This is a genomic window from uncultured Ramlibacter sp. (assembly GCF_936925435.1).
In the GTDB taxonomy this organism is placed as follows: Bacteria; Pseudomonadota; Gammaproteobacteria; order Burkholderiales; family Burkholderiaceae_C; genus Ramlibacter.
The window spans coordinates 21,385-47,129 of sequence record NZ_CAKZHQ010000007.1 but is presented as its reverse complement, the minus strand read 5'-3'; the positions used below and the strand labels follow the sequence as shown (position 1 = coordinate 47,129).

Annotated in this window: 27 protein-coding genes and 1 tRNA gene; 7 read left to right on the top strand and 21 right to left on the bottom strand. The window is 68.3% G+C overall.

Going from position 1 to position 25,745, the window contains the following annotated elements:
• The first annotated feature begins 12 nt into the window (after positions 1-12).
• The 3 genes from Q0632_RS06855 (at position 13) to Q0632_RS06845 (ending at position 1,659) form a co-directional block, all read left to right on the top strand.
• Positions 13-237, top strand: coding sequence for a KGG domain-containing protein (locus Q0632_RS06855; protein WP_298926223.1), 225 nt, complete (start codon positions 13-15; stop codon positions 235-237).
• Between the two features lie 154 nt (positions 238-391).
• Positions 392-712, top strand: a complete 321-nt coding sequence (locus Q0632_RS06850; protein WP_298926220.1) for a hypothetical protein — start codon at positions 392-394, stop codon at positions 710-712.
• Between the two features lie 8 nt (positions 713-720).
• On the top strand, positions 721-1,659 hold the full coding sequence (locus tag Q0632_RS06845; protein WP_298926217.1) for a Ku protein: 939 nt from the start codon (positions 721-723) through the stop codon (positions 1,657-1,659).
• On the opposite strand, the gene Q0632_RS06840 is transcribed toward Q0632_RS06845, so the two are convergent.
• The 3 genes from Q0632_RS06840 to serS all read right to left on the bottom strand — a co-directional run bounded on the left by Q0632_RS06840 (position 1,656) and on the right by serS (position 3,460).
• On the bottom strand, positions 1,656-1,904 hold the full coding sequence (locus Q0632_RS06840; protein WP_298926214.1) for a hypothetical protein: 249 nt from the start codon (positions 1,902-1,904) through the stop codon (positions 1,656-1,658). The genes Q0632_RS06845 and Q0632_RS06840 overlap by 4 nt on opposite strands.
• A gap of 113 nt (positions 1,905-2,017) precedes the next feature.
• Positions 2,018-2,108, bottom strand: a tRNA-Ser gene (locus Q0632_RS06835).
• A 41-nt stretch (positions 2,109-2,149) separates the two neighbouring features.
• Entirely contained in the window at positions 2,150-3,460 is a 1,311-nt protein-coding gene (gene serS / locus Q0632_RS06830) for a serine--tRNA ligase (protein WP_298926211.1), read from the bottom strand.
• Between the two features lie 121 nt (positions 3,461-3,581).
• Here serS and Q0632_RS06825 point away from each other — a divergent pair, with 121 nt between their 5' ends.
• Entirely contained in the window at positions 3,582-3,881 is a 300-nt protein-coding gene (locus Q0632_RS06825) for a hypothetical protein (protein WP_298926207.1), read from the top strand.
• A 3-nt stretch (positions 3,882-3,884) separates the two neighbouring features.
• On the opposite strand, the gene Q0632_RS06820 is transcribed toward Q0632_RS06825, so the two are convergent.
• From Q0632_RS06820 to Q0632_RS06810, 3 genes are read right to left on the bottom strand one after another with little or no spacing between them, the layout of a single operon-like run.
• Entirely contained in the window at positions 3,885-4,823 is a 939-nt protein-coding gene (locus Q0632_RS06820) for a threonine/serine dehydratase (protein ID WP_298926204.1), read from the bottom strand.
• Positions 4,823-5,815 carry a 4-hydroxy-3-methylbut-2-enyl diphosphate reductase gene (gene ispH, locus Q0632_RS06815; protein ID WP_298926201.1) on the bottom strand — a complete coding sequence of 331 codons (993 nt, stop codon included), beginning with the start codon at positions 5,813-5,815 and terminating at the stop codon, positions 4,823-4,825. The genes Q0632_RS06820 and ispH overlap by 1 nt, the downstream gene beginning before the upstream one ends.
• Positions 5,812-6,300, bottom strand: a complete 489-nt coding sequence (locus tag Q0632_RS06810; protein ID WP_298926198.1) for an FKBP-type peptidyl-prolyl cis-trans isomerase — start codon at positions 6,298-6,300, stop codon at positions 5,812-5,814. The genes ispH and Q0632_RS06810 overlap by 4 nt, the downstream gene beginning before the upstream one ends.
• 66 nt (positions 6,301-6,366) lie before the next feature.
• Between Q0632_RS06810 and radC the strand changes: the two genes are divergently transcribed.
• Positions 6,367-7,044 (top strand): DNA repair protein RadC, encoded by a 678-nt coding sequence (gene radC / locus Q0632_RS06805; RefSeq protein WP_298926195.1) that lies wholly within the window; start codon positions 6,367-6,369, stop codon positions 7,042-7,044.
• A 29-nt stretch (positions 7,045-7,073) separates the two neighbouring features.
• Positions 7,074-7,688 (top strand): Smr/MutS family protein, encoded by a 615-nt coding sequence (locus Q0632_RS06800; RefSeq protein WP_298926259.1) that lies wholly within the window; start codon positions 7,074-7,076, stop codon positions 7,686-7,688.
• Here Q0632_RS06800 and Q0632_RS06795 read toward each other — a convergent pair.
• Genes Q0632_RS06795 through Q0632_RS06785 form a run of 3 tightly spaced genes read right to left on the bottom strand, consistent with a single transcriptional unit; the run spans position 7,663 to position 9,740 of the window.
• Positions 7,663-8,664, bottom strand: a complete 1,002-nt coding sequence (locus Q0632_RS06795) for a M48 family metalloprotease (RefSeq protein WP_298926192.1) — start codon at positions 8,662-8,664, stop codon at positions 7,663-7,665. The two genes, Q0632_RS06800 and Q0632_RS06795, sit on opposite strands and share 26 nt — an antisense overlap.
• Positions 8,665-8,688: 24 nt before the next feature.
• Positions 8,689-9,282: a LemA family protein gene (locus tag Q0632_RS06790; protein ID WP_298926189.1), complete on the bottom strand. Its 594-nt coding sequence runs from the start codon at positions 9,280-9,282 to the stop codon at positions 8,689-8,691.
• Between the two features lie 53 nt (positions 9,283-9,335).
• A complete protein-coding gene (locus Q0632_RS06785) occupies positions 9,336-9,740 on the bottom strand; it encodes a group II truncated hemoglobin (protein ID WP_298926186.1) in 405 nt (134 codons plus the stop codon).
• A gap of 79 nt (positions 9,741-9,819) precedes the next feature.
• Here Q0632_RS06785 and Q0632_RS06780 point away from each other — a divergent pair, with 79 nt between their 5' ends.
• Entirely contained in the window at positions 9,820-11,775 is a 1,956-nt protein-coding gene (locus tag Q0632_RS06780; protein WP_298926183.1) for a hypothetical protein, read from the top strand.
• Here Q0632_RS06780 and mnmH read toward each other — a convergent pair.
• From mnmH to Q0632_RS06720, 12 genes are all read right to left on the bottom strand, one after another.
• Complete coding sequence (gene mnmH / locus Q0632_RS06775) at positions 11,756-12,811, bottom strand: tRNA 2-selenouridine(34) synthase MnmH (protein ID WP_298926179.1); 1,056 nt, start codon at positions 12,809-12,811, stop codon at positions 11,756-11,758. The genes Q0632_RS06780 and mnmH overlap by 20 nt on opposite strands.
• Complete coding sequence (gene selD, locus Q0632_RS06770) at positions 12,808-13,878, bottom strand: selenide, water dikinase SelD (protein ID WP_298926176.1); 1,071 nt, start codon at positions 13,876-13,878, stop codon at positions 12,808-12,810. Before selD ends, mnmH begins: the two co-directional genes overlap by 4 nt.
• A 33-nt stretch (positions 13,879-13,911) precedes the next feature.
• Positions 13,912-16,443, bottom strand: a complete 2,532-nt coding sequence (locus Q0632_RS06765) for an FtsX-like permease family protein (protein ID WP_298926173.1) — start codon at positions 16,441-16,443, stop codon at positions 13,912-13,914.
• Complete coding sequence (locus Q0632_RS06760; protein ID WP_298926170.1) at positions 16,443-17,480, bottom strand: MBL fold metallo-hydrolase; 1,038 nt, start codon at positions 17,478-17,480, stop codon at positions 16,443-16,445. Before Q0632_RS06760 ends, Q0632_RS06765 begins: the two co-directional genes overlap by 1 nt.
• 47 nt (positions 17,481-17,527) lie before the next feature.
• A complete protein-coding gene (locus Q0632_RS06755; RefSeq protein ID WP_298926167.1) occupies positions 17,528-18,928 on the bottom strand; it encodes a C13 family peptidase in 1,401 nt (466 codons plus the stop codon).
• A 35-nt stretch (positions 18,929-18,963) separates the two neighbouring features.
• Positions 18,964-19,815 carry a formate dehydrogenase accessory sulfurtransferase FdhD gene (locus tag Q0632_RS06750; protein WP_298926164.1) on the bottom strand — a complete coding sequence of 284 codons (852 nt, stop codon included), beginning with the start codon at positions 19,813-19,815 and terminating at the stop codon, positions 18,964-18,966.
• A gap of 70 nt (positions 19,816-19,885) precedes the next feature.
• Positions 19,886-20,356 (bottom strand): hypothetical protein, encoded by a 471-nt coding sequence (locus Q0632_RS06745; RefSeq protein ID WP_298926161.1) that lies wholly within the window; start codon positions 20,354-20,356, stop codon positions 19,886-19,888.
• Between the two features lie 13 nt (positions 20,357-20,369).
• Positions 20,370-21,602 carry a formate dehydrogenase subunit gamma gene (locus tag Q0632_RS06740; RefSeq protein ID WP_298926154.1) on the bottom strand — a complete coding sequence of 411 codons (1,233 nt, stop codon included), beginning with the start codon at positions 21,600-21,602 and terminating at the stop codon, positions 20,370-20,372.
• The gene (locus Q0632_RS06735; protein ID WP_298926152.1) at positions 21,586-21,810 is read right to left on the bottom strand and encodes a hypothetical protein; all 225 of its coding nucleotides are present in this window, start codon (positions 21,808-21,810) and stop codon (positions 21,586-21,588) included. The genes Q0632_RS06740 and Q0632_RS06735 overlap by 17 nt, the downstream gene beginning before the upstream one ends.
• Entirely contained in the window at positions 21,807-22,424 is a 618-nt protein-coding gene (gene fdh3B, locus Q0632_RS06730) for a formate dehydrogenase FDH3 subunit beta (RefSeq protein WP_298926149.1), read from the bottom strand. Before fdh3B ends, Q0632_RS06735 begins: the two co-directional genes overlap by 4 nt.
• A gap of 12 nt (positions 22,425-22,436) precedes the next feature.
• Complete coding sequence (locus Q0632_RS06725) at positions 22,437-25,430, bottom strand: formate dehydrogenase subunit alpha (RefSeq protein ID WP_298926146.1); 2,994 nt, start codon at positions 25,428-25,430, stop codon at positions 22,437-22,439.
• A 24-nt stretch (positions 25,431-25,454) separates the two neighbouring features.
• The gene (locus Q0632_RS06720) at positions 25,455-25,661 is read right to left on the bottom strand and encodes a twin-arginine translocation signal domain-containing protein (RefSeq protein ID WP_298926143.1); all 207 of its coding nucleotides are present in this window, start codon (positions 25,659-25,661) and stop codon (positions 25,455-25,457) included.
• Positions 25,662-25,745: the final 84 nt, after the last annotated feature.

The window sequence follows — 25,745 nt, the reverse complement described above, 5'->3', positions numbered from 1 at the left end:
AAGGACGACAACATGAACCCCATCCAAAGCACTCCCGATGCCGGCGCCGCCGGTGGCACCAAGCGCGGCCTGCGCGGCTTTGCCGCCATGGATCCGCAGCGCCAGCGCGAGATCGCCAGCCTGGGCGGTCGCGCCGCGCACCAGAGCGGCCACGCCCACGAGTTCACCACCGAGGAAGCGCGCGCTGCAGGCAAGAAGCGCCACCTGCGCCCGAACGCGCCGGGCACCGGCGGCTGAAGCCTGCCCGCTTTCGCTGTAGGACAGCGCGGGCCTTGCCTGCCCTCTTGCGCTGACAGAGCCGGTCTGCGGCAAGTCCTAGGATGGCCTCCATCCGGGACCCGCCATGCACCGATCCTCTTGCCCACCCTGCCCGCCGCGCCGGCCCTGCGTCATGGCTGAGACGCGCGTGCCCATCGACTCGCAGGCGCTGGCCTTGCGCCAGGCCAGCCATGCGCTGTGGCTGGCGACGCTGTCCCTGATGACAGCCTTCATGCACAACCAGGCTCCGGCGCACCGCTTGCTGCTGGCCCGCCGGATCGCGGCCAACCTGCACACATTGGGCCGCCAGGAGTGCATGGCCGACCGCTCGCGCCAGACCTTCGACAGGCTGTCCGCGCGCTGGTGGGCGCGCGCCGAATGTCTGGCACTGCAAGCGCAGCCGGAGCGCGCACAGCAGGGCCCGAGCCTCGCGGCCTGGCTACGGCTGCGTTGAGGGCACCCATGGCAACCACCTCCAAAGGCATGGCCAAGACGTCCACCCGGACCTTGTGGAAGGGCGCGATCACCTTCGGCCTGGTCCACATTCCGATCGCACTGTATTCGGCCACCGCCGAGAGCGACCTGAACTTCGACTGGCTGGACAAGCGCTCGATGGACCCTGTGGGCTACAAGCGCATCAACAAGAAGACCGGCCGGGAAATCGAGAAGGACAATATCGTCAAGGGCATCGAGTGGGAGGATGGTCACTACGTCATCCTCAGCGCCGAAGAGATCGCCGCCGCCTACCCCAAGACCACCCAGACCATCGAGATCGAGTGCTTCGTCGACGCCGATGAAGTGCCCTTCGTCTACCTGGAGCGCCCCTACTACGTGGCGCCGGCGGGGCGCGGCGACAAGGTCTATGCCCTGCTGCGCGAGGCGCTCAAGGAGACCAACAAGGTCGGCATTGCCACCGTGGTGATCCAGACCAAGCAGCACCTGGCGGTGCTCATTCCCTGCGGGCCGGCGCTGGTCCTGAACCTGCTGCGCTGGGGCGGCGAGATCCGCTCCTGGGAGGACCTGAAGCTTCCCCCCACCGGCACCAAGGCAAGCGGCCTGAAGGACAGCGAATTGAAGATGGCCAAGCAGCTGATCGCCGACATGTCGGCACAGTGGAGCGCCGACCGCTTCCGCGACAGTTTCCGCGAGGAGATCATGAAGCTGGTGCAGGCCAAGGCCAAGGCCGGCGAGACCGAAACCGTGACCAAGCTGGAAGACGCGCCGGCTGCCACCGGCGGGGCCGCCGTGATCGACCTGACCGAATTGCTCAAGCGCAGCCTGCAGGGCAAGGCCACAGCGTCAAAGAAGGCGCCGGTAAAACGCACAGAAAAGGCTGCAGGAGTCAAACCACCCGCGAAGAAGGCCGCGCCGGCCAAAGCCAGGACGCGGCGGGCAGCTTAGCCCAGCATGCCGGGAGCGGTGGCCAGTGCATCCGGGCTGGAGTGTGCCGTGACCTCGTTGTAGGCCTCGATCGCCCGGGCCACATCGTCCAGGCTGAGCGTCTCGCCCCAGGGCCGGCCATCCGGCTTGCACAGCAGGAACTCCTGGTGGTTGAAACTCAACGTCAAGCCCAGCTTGTCCGCCGTCCCCATCAGCTGGACGAAGCGAGTGACTACTTGCGGCTCTGTCATGACTACGCCTTTCATTCGAAAATTTTAAGGCGCAGCGTTTCGGACAGGTGTTACCTGATGCTGCAAGCGCACAAAGGGCACAACAAAGGCAAAGCCAAAGAAAAAGCCGCTGCAAGGCAGCGGCTTGATGGCGGAGCAGGTGGGATTCGAACCCACGGTACGGCATAACCGTACACCGGATTTCGAGTCCGGCGCATTCGACCACTCTGCCACCGCTCCTGTTTCGGTTCGCGTGGTGCGAAGCCTGAAATTCTAACCGATCAGGGCTGCAGGCTGGCGGCGCCGCCCATGTACGGCCGTAAAGCTTCCGGAACGGTGATGCTGCCGTCGGCATTCTGGTAGTTCTCCAGCACCGCCACCAGGGTCCGGCCCACGGCAAGGCCGGAGCCATTGAGCGTGTGCACCAGCTCGTTTTTGCCCTGGGCGGTCTTGTAGCGCGCCTGCAGGCGGCGCGCCTGGAAGGCCTCGCAGTTGGACACCGAGCTGATCTCGCGGTAAGTCGCCTGTGCCGGCAGCCAGACCTCCAGGTCGTAGGTCTTGCTGGCACCAAAACCCATGTCGCCTGTGCACAGCAGCATCACGCGGTAGGGCAGACCCAGCTTTTGCAGCACCGCCTCGGCGTGGCCAGTCATCTCCTCGAGCGCCTCGTAGCTCCTGTCGGGATGGCTGATCTGCACCATCTCGACCTTGTCGAACTGGTGCTGGCGGATCATGCCGCGGGTGTCGCGGCCGGCGCTGCCGGCTTCGGAGCGAAAGCATGGCGTGTGGGCGGTCAGCTTGATCGGCAACTCGGCCTCGGCCACGATCTCGTCGCGCACGAGGTTGGTCAGCGGCACCTCGCTGGTGGGGATCAGGTACAGCGCGGCGTTGTCGGGCGCGGCCTCGCCCTCCTGGCCGCCCTTCTTGGCGGCAAACAGGTCGCCCTCGAACTTGGGCAGCTGGCCCGTGCCGCGCAGGGATTCAGCGTTGACAACGTAGGGCACATAGCACTCGGTGTAACCGTGCTGCTGGGTCTGCACGTCCAGCATGAACTGGGCGAGCGCGCGGTGCAGGCGAGCCAGCGGGCCCTTCATCACGGTAAAGCGCGAGCCACTGAGCTTGACGCCGGCCTCGAAATCCAGGCCCAGCTTCTCGCCGATGTCCACATGGTCCTTGACGGCGAAATCGAACTTGCGCGGCGTGCCCCAATCGCGCACCTTGACGTTGCCATGCTCGTCGGCGCCCAACGGCACGCTCTCGTGCGGCAGGTTGGGCACGGCCAGCAGCAGGGCCTGCAGCTCAGGCTGGATCTGCTCGAGCCGCGCGGCGGAGGCATCGAGCTCGCCCTTGAGCGCCGCCACCTGGGCCATCACCGCGTCGGCGGATTCGCCCTTGGACTTGAGCTGGCCGATCTGCTTGGACAGCTGGTTGCGCTGCGACTGCAGTTCTTCGGTGCGGGTCTGGATGGCCTTGCGCTCGGCTTCCAGCGCGGTGAAAGCGTCCACGTCCAGGAAGGCCTGCGGCTTCTTGCGCGCCTCCAGCCGGGCCACGACCGAGGGCAGGTCTTTTCGTAACAGGGTGATGTCAAGCATCACAGCATTTTAGAGGGCGGCTTCGGGGCCGGCGCGGACAGGGCCACAGGCTGCGCGCTGACACGCCCGCCCCTTGGCTGCTTTTCACAATGGCTTCATCCAACCACCAAGGAGTTCCATCATGCGCAAGACCTCTTACCTCCTGGCCAGCCTGGCCGCTGCCGGCATGCTCAGTCTGACCGGCTGCGACGTGCAAAAGACCCAGGAAGGCAGCGTCACCGCTCCCAAGTACGAAGTGAGCAAGACCAAGGAAGGCGACGTCACCCTGCCCAAGTACAACGTCGACGCGCCCGACGTGAAGGTCAGCAAGGTCGAAAAGGAAGTGACCGTGCCCAAGATCACGACCGAAAAGGAAACCATCGCCCTGCCCAAGGTGGAGATCACCCCGGCGCCCGACAAGGACGATGGCCCGAAGAAGTAAGCCTCAACCGGCCAGCGTGGCCGGATCGAGATTGGCGCCGCACACCACCAGACAGACCTTCTCGGCGGCCCGTGGTGTGTAGGCGCCGCTTTGCACAGCCGCAAGGCCCAGGGCGGCCGCCGGTTCCACCGCCAGCCGCAACTGCTGCCACAAGGTCAGTTGCGCGTTGCGGATGGCCGCATCCGGCAGCAGCAGCACGTCTTTCACGTGCTGCTGCGTCACTTCCCAGGCGATCGCGCCGATGCGCTTGGCGCCCAACGAATCGGCGGCGAGGCCGCCCACCTGCACATCCACAGGTGCGCCCGCAGCGCGCGCCTGGAACAGCGTGGGCGCCAGTTCCGGCTCCAACGCCACCACGCGGCAGCGCTGCTCGAACCAGCCGGCGATGCCGGCAATCAGGCCGCCGCCGCCAACGCTGACCAACACGCTGTCGGGCAATCCGCCCTGGCGCTCTATTTCCTGCGCCAGCGTGCCGGCTCCAGCCACCACCTCGATCTGGTCGTAGGCATGGGTGAGCAAGGCGCCGCTTTGCTGCTGGCGCGCCAGGCAGGCTTGCAGCGCTTCAGCATATGCAGCACCAGTGACCACCACCGTGGCCCCGAGTTCGCGCAGCCTGGCCTGTTTGGCGGGGCTGGACACCATGGGCACGAAGACCTCGCAGGGCACACCCAGGGCTTGAGCGGCCGCGGCCGTGGCGATGCCGGCGTTGCCCCCTGATGCCACGATCACGCCGCTGGCAGGGATGGGGTTGGACAGCAGCCGGTTGAGCATGCCGCGGGCCTTGAAGCTGCCGCCGACCTGCAGGTGCTCGAGCTTGAGCCAGACCTCGGCGCAGGGCAGGCCCAGGCTGGACCCGGCCAGCTTCCACAGCGGTGTTTCACGCAAAAAGTGGCTGTAGCCCCCGCGGAATCTGCCCGAGGCGCTCTCAATTTCGGAGCGCATCAGCTCAGATGCCCCAGTTGGACGCCCTCGTCGAGCTTCAGGCCCTTGGGCAGCGGGAACTTCACCGTCTCAGAAATGCCGTCCATCTTGCGCACCGAGACCGCGCCCATGGCCTTGATCCGATCGATCACCTGGCGCACCAACAATTCGGGCGCCGAGGCGCCGGCAGTGAGCCCGACGCGGGCCTTACCGGCCAGCCATTCAGGCCGCAGTTCGTCGGCGCTGTCCACCATGTGGCTGGGCACGCCGAGCTTGCGCGCCAGTTCGGCCAGCCGATTGCTGTTGGAGCTGGTGGGGCTGCCCACCACGATGACCACATCCACCTGCGGCGCCATCAGTTTGACCGCGTCCTGGCGGTTTTGCGTGGCATAGCAGATGTCCTGCTGCTTGGGCTCGCGCACGCTGGGAAAGCGCGCGCGCACCGCGGCGGAGATCTGGGCCGCGTCGTCCACCGACAGGGTGGTCTGCGTCACCACGGCCAGCTTGGCGGTTTGCGCCGGCTGCACCTTGGCCACGTCCTCCACGTCCTCCACCAGGTGGATGCCGTGGTCCAGCTGGCCCATGGTGCCCTCCACCTCGGGATGGCCCTTGTGGCCGATCATGATGAACTCGTAGCCTTCCTTGGCCAGCTTGGCCACTTCCACGTGGACCTTGGTGACCAGCGGACAGGTGGCGTCGAAGATCTCGAAGCCGCGCGCGCGCGCCTCCTGCTGCACGGCCTTGCTCACGCCATGGGCTGAGAACACCAGGGTGGCGCCCACAGGCACATCGTTCAGGTCCTCGATAAAGACCGCGCCCTTGGCCTTGAGGTCGTTGACCACATAGGTGTTGTGCACGATCTCGTGGCGCACGTAGATGGGCGCGCCGAACTTCTGCAGGGCGCGCTCGACGATCTCGATCGCGCGGTCGACACCGGCGCAAAAGCCGCGCGGCTCGGCCAGCAGGATGTTGACCTCTTCGCTCGCGCTGTCCTTGGCTTGTTCCTGGCTCATAGCACGCCGATCACATGAACTTCGAAACTCACGCGCTGGCCGGCCAGCGGATGGTTGAAATCGAACAGCACTGCGTCGGCCTTGCCGTCGCCCTGGCCGTCCTTGCCCACCTGCTGCACCGAGCCGGCGTACTGGCCCAGGCCGTCGGGCGTGGGGAACTGCACCACGTCGCCGACCTTGTAGGTCTCGTCGGCGTCGCCCAGTTCGTTGAGCAGCTTGCGCGCCACCCATTGCAGCATCTGCGGATTGCGCTCGCCAAAGGCCTCGCCCTCGGGAATCTCGAAACTGGCGCGCGCGCCCTCCTCCAGTCCCAGCAGGCGCTGCTCCATGGCCGGTGACAGCTCGCCCGTACCCAGGGTCAGCGTGGCCGGCTTGTCGTTGAAGGTGTTGATGATGTCGCCGCCCGGACCGGCCAGGCGGTAATGCAGTGTGAGAAAGGAGCCAGGCTGCACACGGGGCACAGCTTGCGGCGAGGTGGAGGCCATGGAAGTCCCGATAAACTGGCCTCCATTGTAGAAACTCCCGCAGCCGCCTGCGGTGGACGCACGCCGATGTCCCTGAAAGACCTTCCCGCCGACGCCCAGCCGCGCGAAAAGCTGCTGGAACGCGGCGCGGCCGCGCTCAGCGACACCGAGCTGCTGGCCCTGCTGCTGCGCACCGGCACGGCGGGCCGCGGCGTGCTGCAGATGGCCCACGAAGTGCTGGAGCGCTTCGGCGGCATCGCCGGCCTCTTGCACACCAGCGCCGACGAACTCAAGGCCGTCAAGGGTCTGGGCGGCGACGCCAAGCGGGCCGAGCTGCTGGCCGTGCTGGAACTGGCGCGGCGCGCGCTGGCCCAGCAACTCAAGGAGCGCGAGGTCTTCAGCTCGCCCGGGGCAGTGATGCAATACCTGCAGCTGCACCTGGCGCGGCGCGAGCACGAAGTGTTTGCCGTGCTGTTCCTGGACGCGCAGCACCGCCTGCTGGCGCTGGAGGAGCTGTTTCGCGGCAGCCTGACCCAGACCAGCGTCTACCCGCGCGAGGTGGTGCTGCACGCGCTGCGCCACCAGGCCGCCGCCGTGGTGCTGGCGCACAACCATCCCAGCGGCACGGTCCAGCCCTCGCGCGCCGACGAGGCCCTCACGCAGACCCTGAAGGCGGCGCTGGCCCTGATCGACGTGCGTGTGCTGGACCACATCATCGTCGCGCCGGGCGCCGCGCTGTCGATGGCCGAAAAGGGCTTGCTGTGAAGGCGAAGTCCTTGCAGGACCTGCAGGCCATGCAGCGCCACCTGGCGCAGCAGCAGAAGCTGGCGGCGCAGCAGGAAGCCGCTCGCCGCGAGGCCGAGCGCCGCGCCCTGGCCGACAGGAACGTCTTCGCCACAGGGGTGGGCGCGGTCAAACCCATCAAGCAGCCGCCGCGGGTGCGGCTGGCCCCCGAACAGCCGCCGCCTATTCCCGTGCAGCAGCAGCTGGACGAGCAGCGCGTGCTGCTGGAGGCCATCAGCGACGAGTTCGACGCCAGCACCCTGCTGGACGTGGACGACGCGCTGAGCTTCCGGCGCCCGGGCATTGGCAGCGACGTGACGCGCAAGCTGCGCAAGGGCGACTGGAGCATCCAGCGCGAGCTCGACCTGCACGGCCTGCGCCGCGAGGACGCGCGGGAGGCGCTGGGCGCCTTCATCCGCGAAGCCCACAAGCAGGGCATCCGCTGCGTGCGTGTCGTGCATGGCAAGGGCCTGGGCTCGCCGGGCAAGATGCCGGTGCTCAAAGCCAAAGTGCAGGGCTGGCTGATCCAGAAGGACGAGGTGCTGGCCTTCGTCCAGGCCCGCGCCGACGAGGGCGGCGCCGGCGCCGTGGTGGTGTTGCTCAAGCCGTCTGGGCGTCCGGCCTAGCGGTCAGCGGCAAGGCCGGCATGGGCCGGCCGTACAGGCGCCGCACCCGCAGTTCCAGTGGCGGATGGGCATCGAACCATCTACCGCTTCCACCGCCCTCCCCCACCAGCAGCAGGTGCTGCGCCAACCGCGGCAAGGCCGGGCCGTCGCTGGCGTCGTGCCGGGCATCGCGCTGGCCCATGGCTTTGCGCAGCACACCGCCCAGGCCGTCGCGGCTGCGCGTCCATTGCACCGCGCGCGCGTCGGCAAGAAATTCACGCTGGCGCGCCACTGCCGCCTGCAGCCAGCGCCCCGCAGACCAGCCGAACGAGCCCATGGTCATGATGGCCCAGCCAAACAGCACGGCCACACCGCCTTGCTCGCGCAGCTCATCGCCGAAGCGCCAAACCAGTTCCAGCCCGCAGACCATGCCAGCCAGTTGCATGTTCAGCCGGGTGTCGCCCTCGTGGATGTGGCTGCATTCATGGGCCACCATGCCCTGCAACTCGTCGCGGGTTAGCCAGTCCAGCGCGCCCTGCGTCACGGCAACCACCGAATCCTCAGGATCCCAGCCGCAGGCGAAGGCATTGATCGCCTGGTTGCGTGGCAGCACCATCACCTCGGGACGCGGCATGTGCGCGGCAATGCAGACCTCGTCGACGATGTTGCACAGCCTCTGCTCGGCCGCGCTGCTGGCGGGCCAGGCCTCGCGCGCGCCGATGCGCCGGGCCAGCCGCTGCGCGCCACCGGCCATCTGCAGATTGGAGGTCTCGATCCACCAGCCGCCCAGGACCAGCAGCAGCGTCACGCCGACGTTCACAGCCAGGAACAGGCGCGGGAAGGGCAGATCGAAGGGCAACAGTGCGTCCAGCAGCAGCCAACACAGCACCAGCGCGGCGTGCACGCCGACCACGGTGGCCAGCACGGCCAGGCCAAACAGTGCCAGCAGGCGCCAAGTCTGGCCCCGGGCCTGGTCCTGGTGCTCGAAAAAACGCATCCCTCGCGTCGGCCGCCAGCCTGCTCAGAAGGCGACGCGCGGCGCCTCGCGCTCGGCGTCGCTCTGGGTGGCCTGCAGCATGGCCGCCGGCGCAAAGCCGGTCAGGCGCGCCACCAGCAGGTCCGGGAAGGCCCCGGTCGCGTCGTTGTAGGCCAGCACTTCATCGTTGTAGGCCTGGCGGGCGAAGCCGACGCGGTTCTCGGTGCTGGTGAGTTCCTCGCTGAGCGAGCGCATGCTGGCGTCGGCCTTGAGTTCGGGGTAGTCCTCGGCCACTACCAGCAGGCGGCCTAAGCTGCCACCCAGGGCCTGTTCGGCAGCGGCCAGGGCCTGCACGGCCTGCGCGTTGGCCGGGCGCTGGCGCGCCGTGTCAGCGGCGCCGACCGCGGCACTGCGCGCGCGCACCACAGCTTCCAGGGTGGCAGCCTCGTGGGCCAGGTAGCGCTTGGCCACTTCCACCAGGTTGGGCACAAGGTCGTGACGGCGCTTGAGCTGCACGTCGATCTGGCCGAACGCGTTGGCGATGCGGTTGCGCCGCTGCACCAGTGCGTTGTAGACAGCGATGGCCCAGACCACCAGCACGGCGATCAGCGCCAGGACAATCCAGCCTCCAGTAGACATGCGAGCCCTCCTTTGAATCGGAATCCGGCCATTATGGGACCGCCGGCACAGGCTCAGCCGTGGGTGTTGCGCATCCAGTCGGCGGTCTGGAAGAAGCTGGTCTTGAGCCGTTCGCGCAGGGCTTGCGGCACGCCGGTCTCGCCCATGGCCTGGTCCATGCAGGCCAGCCACTGGTCGCGCTCCTTGATGCCGATGGCAAAGGGCATGTGGCGCATGCGCAGGCGCGGATGGCCGAAGCGCTCGGTGTAGTGCTGCGGCCCGCCCAGCCAGCCGCACAGGAACCAGAACAGGTGCTGGCGCGCCTTCTCCAGGTGGCTGCCGTGCGCGGCGCGCAGTTCGGCGTAGGCCGGCTCCAGGTCCATCAGGTCGTAAAAGCGCTCGACCAGCGCCTTGACCTTGTCTTCGCCGCCTATCCATTCGAAGGGCGTGGCGAACTCGGGTTTCTCTTCGATCTGCATGGCCCGATTGTCCCACCCGGACCAAACCCCACGGCAGGGGCGGGCCGCGCTAAAGTGGTCTTTGCCAACGGGAGACTGCATGCACCGACTGATCCATGCTGCGGCGCTGGCCGCGACCGCCGTGCTGGCGCTGGTTTCCTGCGGCGGCGGCGGCAGCTCCGAGCCGCCCGCGCCCGGCCTCTACCCTGTCGCCGGCCGGCTCGCCGGTCCGCCGGCCAGCGATCTGCGCAACCCGCAGGGCATCACGGTGGACGCGGCAGGCAACGTCTATGTCTCGGACACGGACAACGACATGGTGCGCAAGATCACGCCCGCAGGAGTGATCAGCACGCTGGCCACCGGCCTGCAGATACCAGGCCATCTGGTGGTCGGGCCCACCGGCGAGCTGACCGTGGTCGAGGTCTGCGGCGTGCGCCGGGTCTCCATGGACGGCACGGTGTCGGACTTCCCAGGCAGCGCCGGCCTGCTCAACACCCTGGCGTTCGGCAGCGCGACCTGCTCCCAGGTGCCGCACTCGGGCGTGGCTTTCGATGCGGCGGGCAATCTGTATGCGTCGGACGCCCACAGCAACTACATCAACAAGGTGACGCCGGCCGGCGAAGTCAGCGTGCTGGCGGGCACCAAGCCCCCGGGCTTCTTCCAGATCGTCAGAGGCAGCGCGGACGGCACCGGCGCGGCTGCCAGCTTCAATGGGCCCGGCGGCACGGCCATCGACGCTTCGGGCAATCTCTATGTGGCGGAGGCCTACAACAACACCGTCCGCAAGGTCACGCCCGCAGGTGTGGTCACCACCATCGCCGGCGCAGCGCCGGCCACCGGCAGCACCGACGGGGTCGGCGCAGCCGCGCGCTTCAACCTGCCGCGCGGCATCGCCATCGACCCCTTGAACAATCTGTACGTCGCCGACACCTCGAACCACACCATCCGCAAGATCACGCCGGCAGGCCTGGTCAGCACCTTGGCGGGCACGCCGCAGGCGGCCGGCAACGCCGACGGTGTGGGCGCTGCGGCGCGCTTCACACGGCCGTCGGCCATCGCCTTCCATGGCGGTGAACTCTATGTCGCCGATGCCGGCAACAACGCTGTGCGCAAGGTCGCGCTGGACGGCACGGTCAGCACCTTTGCCGGGCTGCAGCCGGTCACGGGATTCGCCGACGGCAGCGGCAGCGCCGCCCGCTTCGACAACCCGCAAAGCGTGGTTGCCGACAACGCTGGCAACCTCTACATCGCCGACACCATGAACCACGCGGTGCGCAAGGTCACACCCGGCGGCGAGGTCAGCACCTTGGCCGGCAGCGCGGCCGAAGCAGGCAGCCGCGACGGCCCGGGCGCGCTGGCGCGCTTCCACTACCCCACCGGGCTGGTCCTGGACGGCAAAGGCGGCCTGTATGTCACTGACAACACACTGCCGCCCCAACAGGCAGAGACGACCTCCAGCTCCGGCACGGTCCGGCAGATCACGGCCGACGGCGTGGTACGCACTCTTGCCGGTGACCCTTCCCTGGCGGGCATGGTCAACGGACCGGCCAGCACGGCGCTGTTCAGGCGGCTTATGGGCTTGGCGCTGGACGGCAATGGAAATCTGTTCGTGGCGGACGCTGGCAACGGCGCCATCCGCAAGATCACGGCCGACGGCCAGGTCAGCACTTTCTTCGACAACCTGGCACCCCGCTGGCTGTCAGTCGATGCCGCTGGCAACGTCTATGCCTATCTGGGAGCGCTGTATTTCAAGATCAATCCGCAAGGTCAGGAAACCCTGATCTTGACCGGAGGCATCGCCAGCCAGGGCGCGTTTGTCTCCATCATGGACGCCGGTGGTGACTTCTGGGTGGGCGAGACCTGGGGCCACTTCGTGCAGCGCAAGAGCCAGTCCGGCGGCCCGGCCACCACGGTGGCCGGCGTTGCGTCCACGCCCGGCCTGCAACTGGGGCCCTTGCCCGGCCTGCTCTACAAGCCAGGCGGCCTGGCCTTCATCGACGCCAAGACCCTGGCCGTGCTCACGCCCGGCGGTGTGATCAAGCTGGTGCTGCCCTGAGCGCGCGCACGTCGCGCGCCACCGCCTCGATACCCTGGTCCGTCAAGTCGTCCGTCGCCACCGGCACGCGCTGGTCCCACTGCCGGAAATGCGCGCGCTGCGATTTGGCGTAGGCCGGGTCGTAGTGGCGCTGCGCCAGTTCGGCGAACAGGCTGCGCAGATCACCGGCCATGGCCATGGCCTGCCAGCCGGCAATGACCTCCTTGCCGTGCATTTCCTTGAGCATGCCCAGCTGGTCCGACAGCCATTGCGGCCGCTCGCCCAGGTAGGCGTAGTCGCGCAGCAGGTACTCCAGGCGGGCCGGGAAGCTGGCCTGCACCTCGATCAGGGGGCTGGCGCGCATGCGCTCGACCAGGGTCGGCGGCACGTTGATCTTGCCGATGCGACGGCTCTCGCCTTCCACATACAGGGGCCGCGCCGGGTCGACCCGTTCCAGCGCGGCGGCAACCTGGGTCTCGAAGGCGGTCTGCGAGGGCTGGGGCCGGTCCGGCAGCGCGCCCAGCAGCGAGCCCTTGTGGCAGGCCAGCCCCTCCAGGTCCAGCACCTGCTCGCCCTGCGCCGCCAGCGCGTGCAGCACCCGGGTCTTGGCGCTGCCAGTGGCGCCACAGACCACGGTGATGGGCAAGGTGGGCGCCAGTGCGTCGATCAGGTCGATAACGTGGCGGCGCCAGCTCTTGTAGCCGCCGGCCAGCTGCTGCGCGTCCCAGCCCACCAGGCGCAGCCAGGTGGTCATGGAGCCCGAGCGCAGGCCGCCGCGCCAGCAGTACACCAGCGGCTTCCAGTTGGCCGGCTTGTCGCCGAACTGCTCGCGCAGATGGCGCGCCAGATTGGCCGCGACCATGGCGCCGCCCACACGCCGCGCCTCGAAGGCGCCCTGCTGCTTGTACAGGGTGCCGACGATGCGCCGCTCCTCGTCATCGAGCACCGGGCAGTTGATGGCGCCCGGGATGTGGTCGATGGCGAACTCGCCCGGCGAGCGTGCATCGATCAGCATGTCGAAGCCGCCGCGGTCGGCGACACGCACCGGCGCCTTCATGGGCGCACAGCCAGGCCCGGCGCGCCCGCTTCCATGCGGCCCACCACGGCCGCATCGGCAAAGCCCTGCTCCCGGAAGATGGCCAGCACCTGGTCCACGGCTTCGGGCGCGCAGCTGACCAGCAGGCCACCGCTGGTCTGGGGATCGGACAACAGGGCCTGGGCCAGCGGCGGCAGCGCCGCATCGAGCTGCACCTCGCCGCCATAGCCGGCCCAGTTGCGCCCGGACGCGCCGGTGATGAAGCCTTGCGCCGCCAGTTCGGCCACGCCCTCGATCAGCGGCACGCGGCCCCAGTCCAGAACGGCGCGCAGGCTGGCGCCGCGCGCCAGCTCCAGCGTGTGGCCGGCGATGCCAAAGCCGGTGATGTCGGTCAGCGCATGCACACCGTCGAGCGCGGCCAGCGCCGTGCCCGGCGTGTTGAGCATGGTCGTGACCCGGACCAGGCGCTCATAGCCGGCGGCGCCGAGCTGCTCCTTCTTCAGCGCGGCCGACAGCACGCCCACGCCCAGCGGCTTGCCCAGCACCAGCACGTCGCCGGCACGGGCGTCGCGGTTGCGCCGCACCCTGTCCGGATGCACCAGGCCCAACACCACCAGGCCGTAGATCGGCTCGACCGAGTCGATGGTGTGGCCGCCGGCAATCGGGATGCCGGCCGCCTTGCACACTGCGTTGCCGCCGCGCAGCACCTCGCCGATCACGGCCACAGGCAGCGAGTTGACCGGCATGGCGACGATGGCCAGGGCCAGGATGGGCTTGCCGCCCATGGCATAGACGTCGCTGATGGCATTGGTGGCGGCGATGCGGCCAAAGTCGTACGGGTCGTCGACGATGGGCATGAAGAAGTCGGTCGTCGCGACCAGGGCCTGTTCGTCGTTGAGCTTGTAGACAGCAGCGTCATCGGCCGTCTCGATGCCCACCAGCAACTCGGGCGGGATGATGCCGCCGGCGCTGCCCTTGAGGATCTCGGACAGCACACCCGGCGCGATCTTGCAGCCGCAGCCGCCGCCGTGTGAAAAACTGGTCAGGCGCAGCGGCGCCGGGGAGGAGGTGGTGGTCGGGGATGCCATCCCCCTATTGTCGCGCCCTCTTCCGGGGCCGGTTTACTCGGCGGCGCGGCGCAGGGTGTCCACCACCGGCCGCGTCAGCACCTCGCGCAGGCCCCACCAGCCGGCCGCCAGCGCCAGTGCAGCGCCGGCCAGCGCGCCCAGCAGCGGCACCAGGGGCGAGGCCGTCCAGGTGAAGTCGAACACCCAGCGCGCCAGAGCCCAGCCCACCACGGAGGCCACGATGCTGGCCAGGAAGCCCGCCAGCAGGCCGACACCGGCCAGTTCGGCGCGCTGCACCTGGCGCAGCAGGCTGGCACGCGCGCCCACGGCCCGCATGATGGCGAACTCGCGTGCCCGCTCTTCGCGCGTGGCCGTCACCGCTGCGAACAGCACGACCACGCCGGCCGCCAGGGTGAAGCCGAACAGGAACTCGATGGCGCGCACCACCTTGTCCAGCACGCCCTGGATCTGGTTGATGGTGCTGGTCATGTCGACGTTGGTGATGTTGGGGAAGGCCCGCACCAGGGCGTTGTCGAACCCCTTGCCGTCGGGCGCGCGGAAGGCGCTCATGAAAGTCACCGGCACGTCGGCCATGGCGCTGACCGGGTAGATGACAAAGAAATTCGCCCGCATCGAGCCCCAGTCCACCTTGCGCAGCGATGTGATCCTGGACTCGGCCTGGATGCCGCCGATGTCAAAGCGCAGGCTGTCGCCCAGCTTCAGGCCCAGGGTCTTGGCGATGCCCTCTTCCACGCTGATGGCGCCTGCTTCTTCAGCCTGCCAGCGGCCGGCCACCACCGCGTTGTGCGGCGGCTGGACAGCGCTGTGCGAGAGGTTGAACTCGCGGTCGACCAGGCGCTTTGCGCGGTCCTCCGTGTAGTCATCGGGCGCCACTGCCTTGCCGTTGACCGCCACCAGGCGGCCACGGATCATGGGGTACCAGTCGAAGCGCTGCACACCGGCCTCGCGCAGCGCCTGCTGGAAGGCCTGGTTCTGCTCGGGCATGACGTTGATGACGAAGCGGTTGGGTGCGTCCGGCGGCGTGGCCTGGCGCCAGCTGGCGATCAGGTCGGTGCGCAGCAGCACCAGCAGCACCAGGGCCAGCAGGCCCACGGCCAGCGCGCTGACCTGCACCACCGCATAGGCCGGCCGCGCCGAAATCTGGCGGGTGGCCAACACCAGCCAGCGCGGCGCGGTCGCCTCGTTGACCGCCAGCCGCAAGCCCTTGACGGCCAGCCAGCTGAGCGCGGCAAACAGCAGCACGGCGCCGGCAAAACCGCCCACCGCGATGGCGCCCAGCAGCAGGTCGCTGCTGGCGGCCAGCAGCAGCACGGCAAAGCCGGTCACGCCAATGGCCAGCACCGCGGCCGAGGCCGGCCGCAGGTTGCCGACGTCACGCCGGATCACCCGCAGCGGCGGCACCTGGGCCAGCTGCAGCACCGGCGGCAGGCCGAAGGCAAACAGCAGGGTCAGGCCCATGCCCAGGCCGAACGCCACGGGCCAGAAGCTGGCGGCCGGCAGGGCCGCTTCCACCAGGCCGGCCAGCAGCAGCACAAAAACGAAATGCACGCCGTAGCCGATGGCCACGCCCAGCGCGCTGGCGGCCAGGCCGATCAGGGCGAACTCGAAGGCATAGCTCCAGGCGATGGTCCGCTGGCTCTGGCCCAGCACGCGCAGCATGGCGCAATCGTCCAGGTGGCCGGCTGCAAAGCCGCGCGCCGCCAGCGCCACCGCCACTGCGCTGAGCAACGCCGACAGCAGGGCCACCAGGTTGAGGAATTTCTCGGCCCGGTCCAGGGTCTGGCGCATCTCGGGGCGGCCGCCCTCGAGCGACTCGACGCGCAGGCCGCTCACTTCACGCTTTTTCGCCTCCTGCGCCGCCCAATCGGCAAAGGCGGCCACGTCGCGGTCCTTGCCGGCGACGGCGAAGCGGTAGGAGATGCGGCTGGCCGGCTGGATCAGGCGGGTCGCCGGCAGGTCGGCGGCGTTGACCATGACCCGCGGCGCGAAGCTCATGAAGCCGCCGCCGCGGTCGGGCTCGAGCACGATGATGCGGCTGATGCGCAGCCGGGCATCGCCCAGCAGCAACATGTCGCCGGCCTTCAGGCCAATGGCTTCCAGCAGCGGTGCGTCGACCCAGGCCTCGCCGCGGGCCGGCACCTCGCGGGTCACGGCGCCCGGCGTCTCGGGGGCCGTCGCCACGGTCAGGTTGCCGCGCAAGGGATAGCCCGGCGAGACCGCCTTGAGCGCCACCAGCTTGCTGGCGCCGCCCTGGGCCTCGCTGGCCCGGCCCATGGTGGGGAAACCCAGCGTGACCGTGCTTTGCAGGCCCAGCGCACGGGCCTTGTCCATGAAGGCCTGGGGTGTGGGGTTGTCGCTGGAGACCACGGCGTCGCCGCCCAGCAGTTGGCGGGCATCACGCGCCAGCCCGCCCTTGAGTCGGTCGGCAAAAAAGCCGACGGCGGTGAGCGCGGCCACGGCCAGCGTCACCGCCACGATCAGCAGACGCAGCTCGCCGGCGCGCAGGTCACGCCACAGGGTGCGCCAACCCAGCTGCCAGAAAGAAATGCCGCCGGCCTTGTCCATCAACGCAGCTTAGCCCACCACAGCGCGTTGCTGCGCGGCTGGCCCACGCTCATCACCTCACCGATCACAGGTGTGGCCAGGTCGATGCCCTTGGCGGACGCCAGCGCAGCCAGCCGGTCCATGGGCTCGCGCCAGGGATGGAAGGCCAGGTCGAAGGTGCTGTTGTGCACGCTGTACAGCGTCTTGGCTTTCAGGTCCTCGAACGCGCGGATGCTTTCCTCCGGCGTCATGTGCACCTGCGGCCAGTCCTTGTCATAGGCGCCATTCTCGATCAGCGCCAGGTCGATGCCGGGGAAGCGCTCGCCGATCTGGCGGAAGCCCGGGAAGTAGCCGCTGTCGCCGCTGTAGAACACCAGACGGCCGCCGGCGCGGATCAGCCACGAGGCCCACAGCGTGGCGTTGCGGTCGGTCAGGCTGCGGCCCGAGAAATGCTGGGACGGCGCGGCCGTCAGCTGCACGCCACCGTGCGTGGCAGCCTGCCACCAGCCCAGCTCCTGGATGCGCTCGGCCGGCACCTGCATGGACTGCAGCCGCGCGCCCACGCCGGTGGGCACGTAGTAGCGCTGCACCTTCAGGGCCAGCGCCTCGATGGTGGCGCGGTCCAGGTGGTCGTAGTGGTCGTGCGAGAGGATCAGGCCCTCGATGGGCGGCAGGTCGGCCAGCGCGATCGGCGAAGGATGGAAGCGCCGCGGTCCGGCCCACTGCACGGGCGAAGCGCGCTCGCTGAAGACCGGGTCGATCAGCCAGTACTTGCCCTCCAGCTTGAGCAAATGCGAGGAATGGCCCAGCCGCACGATGTGCACGCCCTTGGGGTCCAGCGCGTCCAGCGCCGCGCGGGTCAGCGGCTGCACCGGCACCGGATCGACCGGCACCGTCCCCACCTTGGATTCGGTCAACACCCGCCACCAGATCTTCATCGGGCTCTGCGCCGGCGCGATGTCGGCGTTGGCCATGTTCTGGAAACCATCGGAGGTGCTGCAACCGGCCAGCGCGAGCAGGCAGGCAAGGAGCGAATGGCGCGGCCGCAGGATGTTCATGGCTGCGACCTTAGCCGCAAAGAGTTAAGCCTGGATGAGCCTGAACCCTAGCGGCTGTCCAGCCGCTGCTGCAGCGCCTGCAGCACGGGGCGGATCTTTTCGCCCACGCTGATCTGCGGGTTGGAAAAACCGTCGTCCTTGCCGGCGTCGATCTCGCGCTGGCGGATCAGCGGCACGGCGGCAGCAAAGGCCTGCTCGAAGGAATGCGTCTTGCGCAGTTGCTCGTCGAATACGGCGCGGCCGAAGAAGGTGAGTTCGGACAGACGCCCGCAGCCATATGAGGTGTGGGTGGCGTCGGCGGCGGTCATCAGCAGGGTGCTGTCGCCCGACAGCGGGCCGACCCAGCCGCCGGAATAGCAGGCCGAAATGGCGATCACGCGGTTGCGGATGCCGGCCTTGTCCAGGGCCTGGCGCAGCTCGCCGGGGCTGACCGTGCCCACCTCCAGCGGCCAGTGCGCGGCCGCCAGCTGGTAGTCGCTGGCGCCGTGCGAGGTCAGGTAGACCACCAGCACGTCGTTGTCGCGGTCCATGCGACCGGCCAGGGCCTCGATGGCGCGCTCCAGATTCAGCGGTGTCGCCCAGGGATGGGTCTGGACGGTGTCGACGTGGTTGACCAGGTGCAGCACCCGGCCCTGGGCGTCGAAGCGCTCGGCCAGCAATCGCGCCACCATGCTGCTCTCGCGCAGGAAGACGTCCTCGCGCGCATAGGGCGCGAAGACCAGGCCGTAGACCTCGGCCACGCCGGGCCGCTCGGGCGCCAGTTCGGCCACCGACTTGCTCCACAGCGCCTGCTGCGCCTCGAAGGCCTCCTGGCTGAGCTCCAGCCGCGGCGGATCGGGCTCGCCGCTGGTGTCGGCCTGCCAGGGACGGTCGGGGAACTGCCAGACCATCACCGCATACACAGCCACCAGCCCCAGGCCCAGCCAGACCAGGCGCGGCCAGGGCGCGCCGAACTGGCGGCCCAGGCGCAGCGACACGGCGATGGTCCAGGCCCACAGCCCCAGGTACAGGCCCCAGGCCGCCCAGGCCTGGCCCAACCAGTCCGGCGCTGCATCCTGGCCCTGGACGATGCCCAGCGCCAGCGACACCAGGGTGGCGGGCAGCAGGCCGGCGGTCCACAGCAGGAACCAGGCGGCCAGGCCCGGCGACCGCTGCGACCCAGCGGCGGGCAGCGCCCACCAGGCCAGGAACAAGATGGCGGCCGTGCTCCACCAGGGCGCCAGCCAGCCGCGCAGGTCGAAACTGGCCGGGCCGGGGATCTCCAGCCGTCCCAGGCCGATCTCCAGCAGGGCCACCAACGCCACCACGGCGGCCAGTTGCAAAGGCGTCGGCAAGGCGGTGGCGACACGAGCGGGCAGGAAGATGCTGGCGCGCAGGCCTTCGCCCAGCCAGGTGCGCAGCGGCAGGCGCGTGGCTGCCGCTGGTTCAGAAGATATGGATTCCGTCATGGCCGGCCATCATGCCAGCGACGCCGCAGGCAAGCTCAGGCGGCGCGCAGCTTGGGTCCCGCCAGGCCGGGCTGCAGCTGCAGGCGCTCGGGTGCGGTGTAGCACAGGAAGCGCTTGTTGGTGGCGCGGCCGATGGCGCACAGGCCCAGTCGCTGGGCGATCTGGTGGCCCATCTGGGTGATGCCGCTGCGCGAGACCACGATGGCCACGCCCATCTGCGCCGACTTGATCACCATCTCGCTGGTCAGCCGCCCGGTCGTGTAGAACACGAAGGGCTCGCCGGCGCGCGGCATGAGGGCGTCGGGGTTCAGCCACATCCAGCCAGCAATCGTGTCGATGGCGTTGTGGCGGCCCACGTCCTCGACAAACAGCAGCATCTCCTCGCCACGAAACAGCGCGCAGCCATGGACCGAGCCGGCCGACTTGTACGTGCTCTCCTGCAGCCGGATGACGTTGACGATGCCATAGAGCTGCGCTTGCGTGAGCGTGCCTTCGGGCAGGGCGATGGAATCGACCTCGTCCATCAGACCACCGAACACACTGCCCTGGCCGCAGCCTGTGGTCACCACGCGGCGCGAGGTGCGCTCCTCGATGCGGTCGATGCCGGCGCGGGTCTTGACCGCGGCCGAGTTCACGTCCCAGTCCACGGTCACCGACTCGACCTCGTCGACAGATTGCACCAGACGCTGGTTGCGCAGGTAGCCCAGCACCAGCCACTCGGGCCGGGCGCCCAGGGTCATCAGCGTCACCAGTTCGCGCTTGTCGACGTAGACCGTGAGGTCGCGTTCGGCCGGGATGGAATGGCTTTCCTGCTCGCCGTGCTCGTTGAGGGTGGCGATCTCTTGGGTCAGCGGCGCGCGCGCCTCGGTCAGGACTGGCAGGGACATGGCGGGAAGGCTACCGCAAAAAAGCAGACGCCGGCGCCGCAGGGCGGCACCGGCGTCCCTGACAGAAGGCTCAGGACTTCTTGGCCGGGTCCATCGCAGCCGCAGGCGTCTTGGTGCTGGGCGGGCTCGATGCCGTGCCGGGCGGCGAATGCGCGCCCGAAGCCTCCAGGGGCTTTTGCTCGGGCGGGGTGTAGGCAAATGGACCGGGGTCGGTGCAGGGCGCGATCACCGGCGCGGCTGCGACCGGTGTGCCTGCGGCGGAAGCGGCCGCCACGGGCGCTGCAGGAGCCGTCGGCGCCGCTGCCTTGGCATCCTTGAGGTCCTTGGCCGGCACCATGCCGGCCGTCTTGCGGTACTGCGCGGCCACCTTGTCCTGCGCCTTGCACAGCTGCCAGTTGTCGACCTTGCCCTGCCAGGCGGTCTTGGCCGCGGCTTCCGCCGCCTTGGCCTTGGCCGCGTCGTCCAGCACGGGCGCCGGGATCTTGGCCGCTGCCAGGCCGCAGGCGGCCACCAGGACGGCGGGAATCAGGAAGTGCTTCATCGCATGAATCCTCTCAGGCGGGACGCACGTTGTCCGTGGCGTCGGGGATGGAAGACGGCGGCTGGCTGCGCTGGGCGGGGATCTTGCCGGCCTTGATGTCCTCGTACCAGTAGGCGTGGTGTTCCTTGGCCCAGGTCTCGTCCACGTAGCCGCTGCGCATGGCGCTGTAGGCGCCGCGCATGCCCAGCGTGCCCAGGTAGATGTGGCCGGCGAACAGGCACATCATCAACACCGTGGCCACGCCGTGGACCATGTTGGCGATCTGCATGGTGGCGCGCTCATAGACCAGGCCGGGGATGAGCTTGTCCAGCACCAGGCCCGAGGCGACGACGATGCTGCCCAGCAGGAACACGCCGCCCCAGAAGATGGCTTTCTCGCCGGCGTTGAAGCGGTTGGACGGCGGCTCGTGGGACGTCTTGCCCAGCAGTCCGCCGGCCTTGAGCAGCCAGCCCAGGTCGCCGCGCTGCGGCCAGTTGTCGCGCAGAAAGGTCAGGAAAACGATGACCAGCGACACGGTGAACAGCGGGCCGGCGAAGTTGTGCGCGGTCTTGAGCAGCCAGGTCAGCCAGCCGAACAGCGTGCCGCCCATCACCGGCAGCAGGAAGAACTTGCCGAAGGCCATCACCAGGCCGGAGATCGCCAGCACGCTGAAAGCGATGGCATTGCTCCAGTGCGCGGCCCGCTCGAAGGGCGTGAAGCGCTCGATCTTGCGGCCGGTGTCGGCGCCGTGCTGGCCGATGGTGCCCCTGGTGAAGTAGAAGATGGCGATCGCCAGCAGCACGATCAGGAACAACGAGCCGCCGTAGGGAATGATCCAGTTGTTGCGCACCTGGCGCCAGGCCTCGCCGGCATTGGTCAGGCGCGAGCCCGGGTACTGGACGAAGCCCTGGATCAGGTTGCCGGCCTCGGGAGCCTCGCTCTTGGGCAGGCTGGAATAGCCCTCGACGCCCGAGCCCACCGCGCGCCACATCGGCGCGTTGTTGCCCGGCTGCACCTTGGTGCGCTCGCCGTTGCTCTGCTGCATGTACTTCGGGTCTTTGTCGGCGTCGGGCTTGACCTCCGGCTTGACCTCGAAGATGTTCTGGCCCTGGATGCCGCCTTGCGGCGCTGGAGCAGCTTGCGCGGCCGGCGGCGGGTTCACCGGCTCGACCTTCAGGCGGTCCTGCGCCGAGGCCCCGAATGCTACAAAAACAGTAGCAATCAAGGCAGCAAAGACGGGGGCCAGTGCCTTAATTGACCTTGACATAGTCGTTTTGCCCATTTTGCGCCCGGGTCTTGAGCTGCTGCTCCCAGCTGATCTTGTCGCCCGGCTTCCAGCCCGGCGCCACGAAGGGCATGCCTGTGCCCTGGAAGGAGGCCGTGTCCTGCTTGCCGCCGCTGTCCAGCGTCTGCGGCTTCTCGGTGCAGGCGGCCAGTGCCAGCACGGTGCCCATGGCCAACAGGGCGCGCCTCATGACTTGGCTCCACCGGGCTGGCCGGCCTGCTTGGACCCGTAGGCCGTGCCCCAGCCCCAGACCTCGGCGCCCTTGCCGCGCTTGACCACGCGGTTGCGGAAGATGTCGGCCACCACGTCGCCGTCGCCGGCCAGCAGGGCCTTGGTCGAGCACATCTCGGCACAGGCCGGCAGCTTGCCTTCGGCCAGCCGGTTGCGGCCGTACTTCTCGAACTCGGCCTGCGAGCCGTTGGCCTCCGGGCCGCCGGCGCAGAAGGTGCACTTGTCCATCTTGCCGCGCACGCCGAAAGTGCCGGCCGAGGGGAACTGCGGCGCGCCAAAGGGGCAGGCATAGCTGCAGTAGCCGCAGCCGATGCAGGTGTCCTTGTCGTGCAGCACCACGCCCTCGTCGGTGCGGTAAAAGCAGTTGACCGGGCACACGGCCATGCAGGGGGCGTCGGAGCAGTGCATGCAGGCCACCGAGATCGACTTCTCGCCCGGCACGCCGTCGTTGAGGGTGACGACGCGCCGGCGGTTCACGCCCCAGGGCACCTCGTGCTCGTTCTTGCAGGCGGTGACGCAGCCGTTGCACTCGATGCAGCGCTCGGCGTCACAGACAAATTTCATTCTTGCCATGGTGTTCTCCTCTTACGCTGTCGCTTTTTCGATGTTGCAGATCGTGGTCTTGGTCTCTTGCATCATCGTCACGCTGTCATAGCCGTAGGTCGTCGCCGTGTTGACCGCCTCGCCGCGCACCACCGGCGCCGCGCCGTTGGGGTAATAAGCCAGCATGTCGGCGCCCTGCCAGCGGCCGGAGAAGTGGAAGGGCATCCAGACCGTGTCCGGCCCGACCCGCTCGGTCACCATGGCCTGCACGTTGAGCTTGGCGCCGGTCGGGCTGTGCAGCCAGACCCGCTCGCCGTTGCGGATGCCGCGCGCGGCCGCTGCCTTGGGGTTGATCTCCACAAAGGCTTCCTGCTGCAGCTCGGCCAGCCAGGGATTGGAGCGGGTTTCCTCGCCACCGCCCTCGTATTCGACCAGCCGGCCGGACGTGAGGATGAGCGGGAATTTCTCCGCCACCTTGTCGGCCACGTTCTTGTCCTGGATGGTCTTGTACAGCGTGGGCAGGCGCCAGAAGGCCTTTTTGTCGTCGTGCGAGGGGTACTTGGCCACCAGGTCGGGCCGCGTGCTGTAGATCGGCTCGCGGTGCTGCGGGATGCCATCCGGAAAATTCCAGACCACGGCGCGCGCCTTGGCGTTGCCGAAGACGTGGCAGCCATGGTTCTTCATGGTCACGCGGATGATGCCGCCGGAGTTGTCGGTCTTCCAGTTCTTGCCCTCGGCGGCGGCCTTCTCGGCATCCGTCAGCTCGTCCCACCAGCCCAGCTTCTTGAGCAGCACATGGTCGAACTCCGGATAGCCGGTGGTGATGTCGGCGCCCACGGAGTGCGAGCCGTCCTCGGCCAGCAGGTTGACGCCGCCCCGCTCCACGCCGAAGTTGGCGCGGAAGTTGCCGCCGCCGTCCATCACGTGCTTGCTGGTGTCGTACAGATTGGGCGAGCCCGGGTGCTTGAGTTCCGGCGTGCCAAAGCAGGGCCAGGGCAGGCCGAAGTAGTCACCGCTCAGGTCGTAGCCGGTCTCCTTGTCCTTGCCGCCCTTGGACTTGAGCGTCTTGACGTCGAAGTTGCCCATGTTGCGCATATGGGCCTTCAGGCGCTCCGGGCTCTGGCCGGTGTAGCCGATGGTCCACATCGACTTGTTGATCTCGCGCAGGATGTCCTCGGGCACGGGCTCGTCCAGGCCCTTGACCTTCTGCATCTTGTAGTTCTTGACCAGCTCCTTGCCGAAGCCCATCTTGTCGGCCAGCTGGTACATGATCATGTGGTCACTGCGGCTTTCCCACAGCGGCTCGATCACCTTCTCGCGCCACTGGATGGAGCGGTTCGACGCGGTGCACGAGCCACTGGTCTCGAATTGGGTGGCGGCCGGCAGCAGGTAGACAGCGCGGTTCGGGTTGAGGTCTTCCGGCTTGCCGGGCATGGCCGCCATCGCCGCCGTGGCCGACGGGTAGGGGTCGATCACCACCAGCAGGTCCAGCTTGTCCATGGCCCGCTTCATCTCGATGCCGCGGGTCTGCGAATTGGGCGCATGGCCCCAGAACACGACCGCGCGCAGGTTGGAGTCCTGGTCGATCATCTCGTTCTTTTCCATCACGCCGTCGATCCAGCGCGACACCGTGATGCCCGGCTTGGTCATCATGCCGGGATTGGCGAACTGCTTCTTGATCCACTCGTAGTCGACGTCCCAGGCCTTGGCGAAGTGGCGCCACGCGCCTTCGGCGAGGCCGTAGTAACCGGGCAGCGAGTCCGGATTCGGGCCCACATCGGTGGCGCCCTGCACGTTGTCATGGCCGCGGAAGATATTGGCGCCGCCGCCGGACACGCCGACGTTGCCCAGCGCCAGCTGCACGATGCAGGAGGCCCGCACGATGGCATTGCCGATGGTGTGCTGGGTCTGGCCCATGCACCACACCAGGGTGGACGGCCGGTTCATGGCCATCATCTGCGCCGCCTTGAAGACCGTGGCCTCGGGCACGCCGCAGGCCTCTTCCACCTTGTCGGGCGTCCACTTGGCCAGCACGTCCTTCTTGACGTCTTCCATGCCGTAGACCCGGTCGTTGATGTACTTCTTGTCTTCCCAGCCGTTGCTGAAGATGTGATAGAGCATGCCGAACAGGAACGGGATGTCCGAGCCCGAGCGGATGCGGATGTACTCGTCGGCCTTGGCTGCCGTGCGCGTGAAACGTGGGTCGACCACGATCATCTTGCAGCCGTTTTCCTTGGAGTGCAGCATGTGCAGCATGCTCACCGGGTGCGCCTCGGCGGCGTTGGAGCCGATGTACAACGCGCACTTGCTGTTTTGCATGTCGTTGTACGAATTGGTCATGGCGCCGTAGCCCCATGTGTTGGCCACACCGGCCACCGTGGTCGAGTGGCAGATCCGGGCCTGGTGGTCGCAGTTGTTGCTGCCGAAGAAGCTGACGAACTTGCGCATCAGATACGCCTGCTCGTTGTTGTGCTTGGACGAACCCACCCAATAGACCGAGTCCGGACCGCTGCTCTTGCGCAGCTCCAGAATCTTGGCACTGACCTCGGACAGGGCTGTGTCCCAGCTGATGCGCTCGTACTTGCCGTTGACCAGCTTCATCGGGTAGCGCAGGCGGAACTCGCCGTGGCCGTGTTCGCGCAGCGCCGCGCCCTTGGCGCAGTGCGCGCCCAGGTTGATGGGCGAATCGAAGACCGGCTCCTGGCGCACCCAGACGCCGTTCTCCACAACCGCGTCGACGGCGCAGCCCACCGAGCAGTGGCTGCAGACCGTGCGCTTGACTTCGATCTTGCCCTGGCCAATGCCCGGCCCCTTGCCGTCGGCGGCGCGCGCCTTCTTCACCAGCGTCAGGCTGGAGGCGGCGATGCCCACGCCCACACCCAGCCCGGAGCGGCGCAGGAAGACGCGCCGGTCCATGGTGGGCAGCGCTGTCGACAGGCCGCGCTGCAGGCTGTGGACAAAGGGGGAACGTGCAGCCTCGGAAAGGCGCGCGGAGGCGCCGGCCTGGGCGGCACCCGTTTTTTTGGTCAATAGCATGGGGACTCTCCTCGCGGACAGGAGTTAGATGCGGGTCGTTTTGTAGTACTGCTTGACGTGGTCCGTCAGCTGGTAGCCGCCGCCTCGCGCGGGGGGCTCCTTGGTCTGGGCCGCCGGGACGGCGGCCTGCTGGGCTTGGGGCAGCGCAACGACGGCTGCTGCTGCGGCGCCGGCGGTGGCGGCGCCAAGAACGAATCCGCGGCGTGATGGTTTTGGCTGGCTTTCCGTCATGGATGTCTCCGTTGGATCGCGGGGCTATGAACTGCTTTGCATACTCTAGACGAGTGCACCGCGCGTCGCAATCGTTTGCATGCA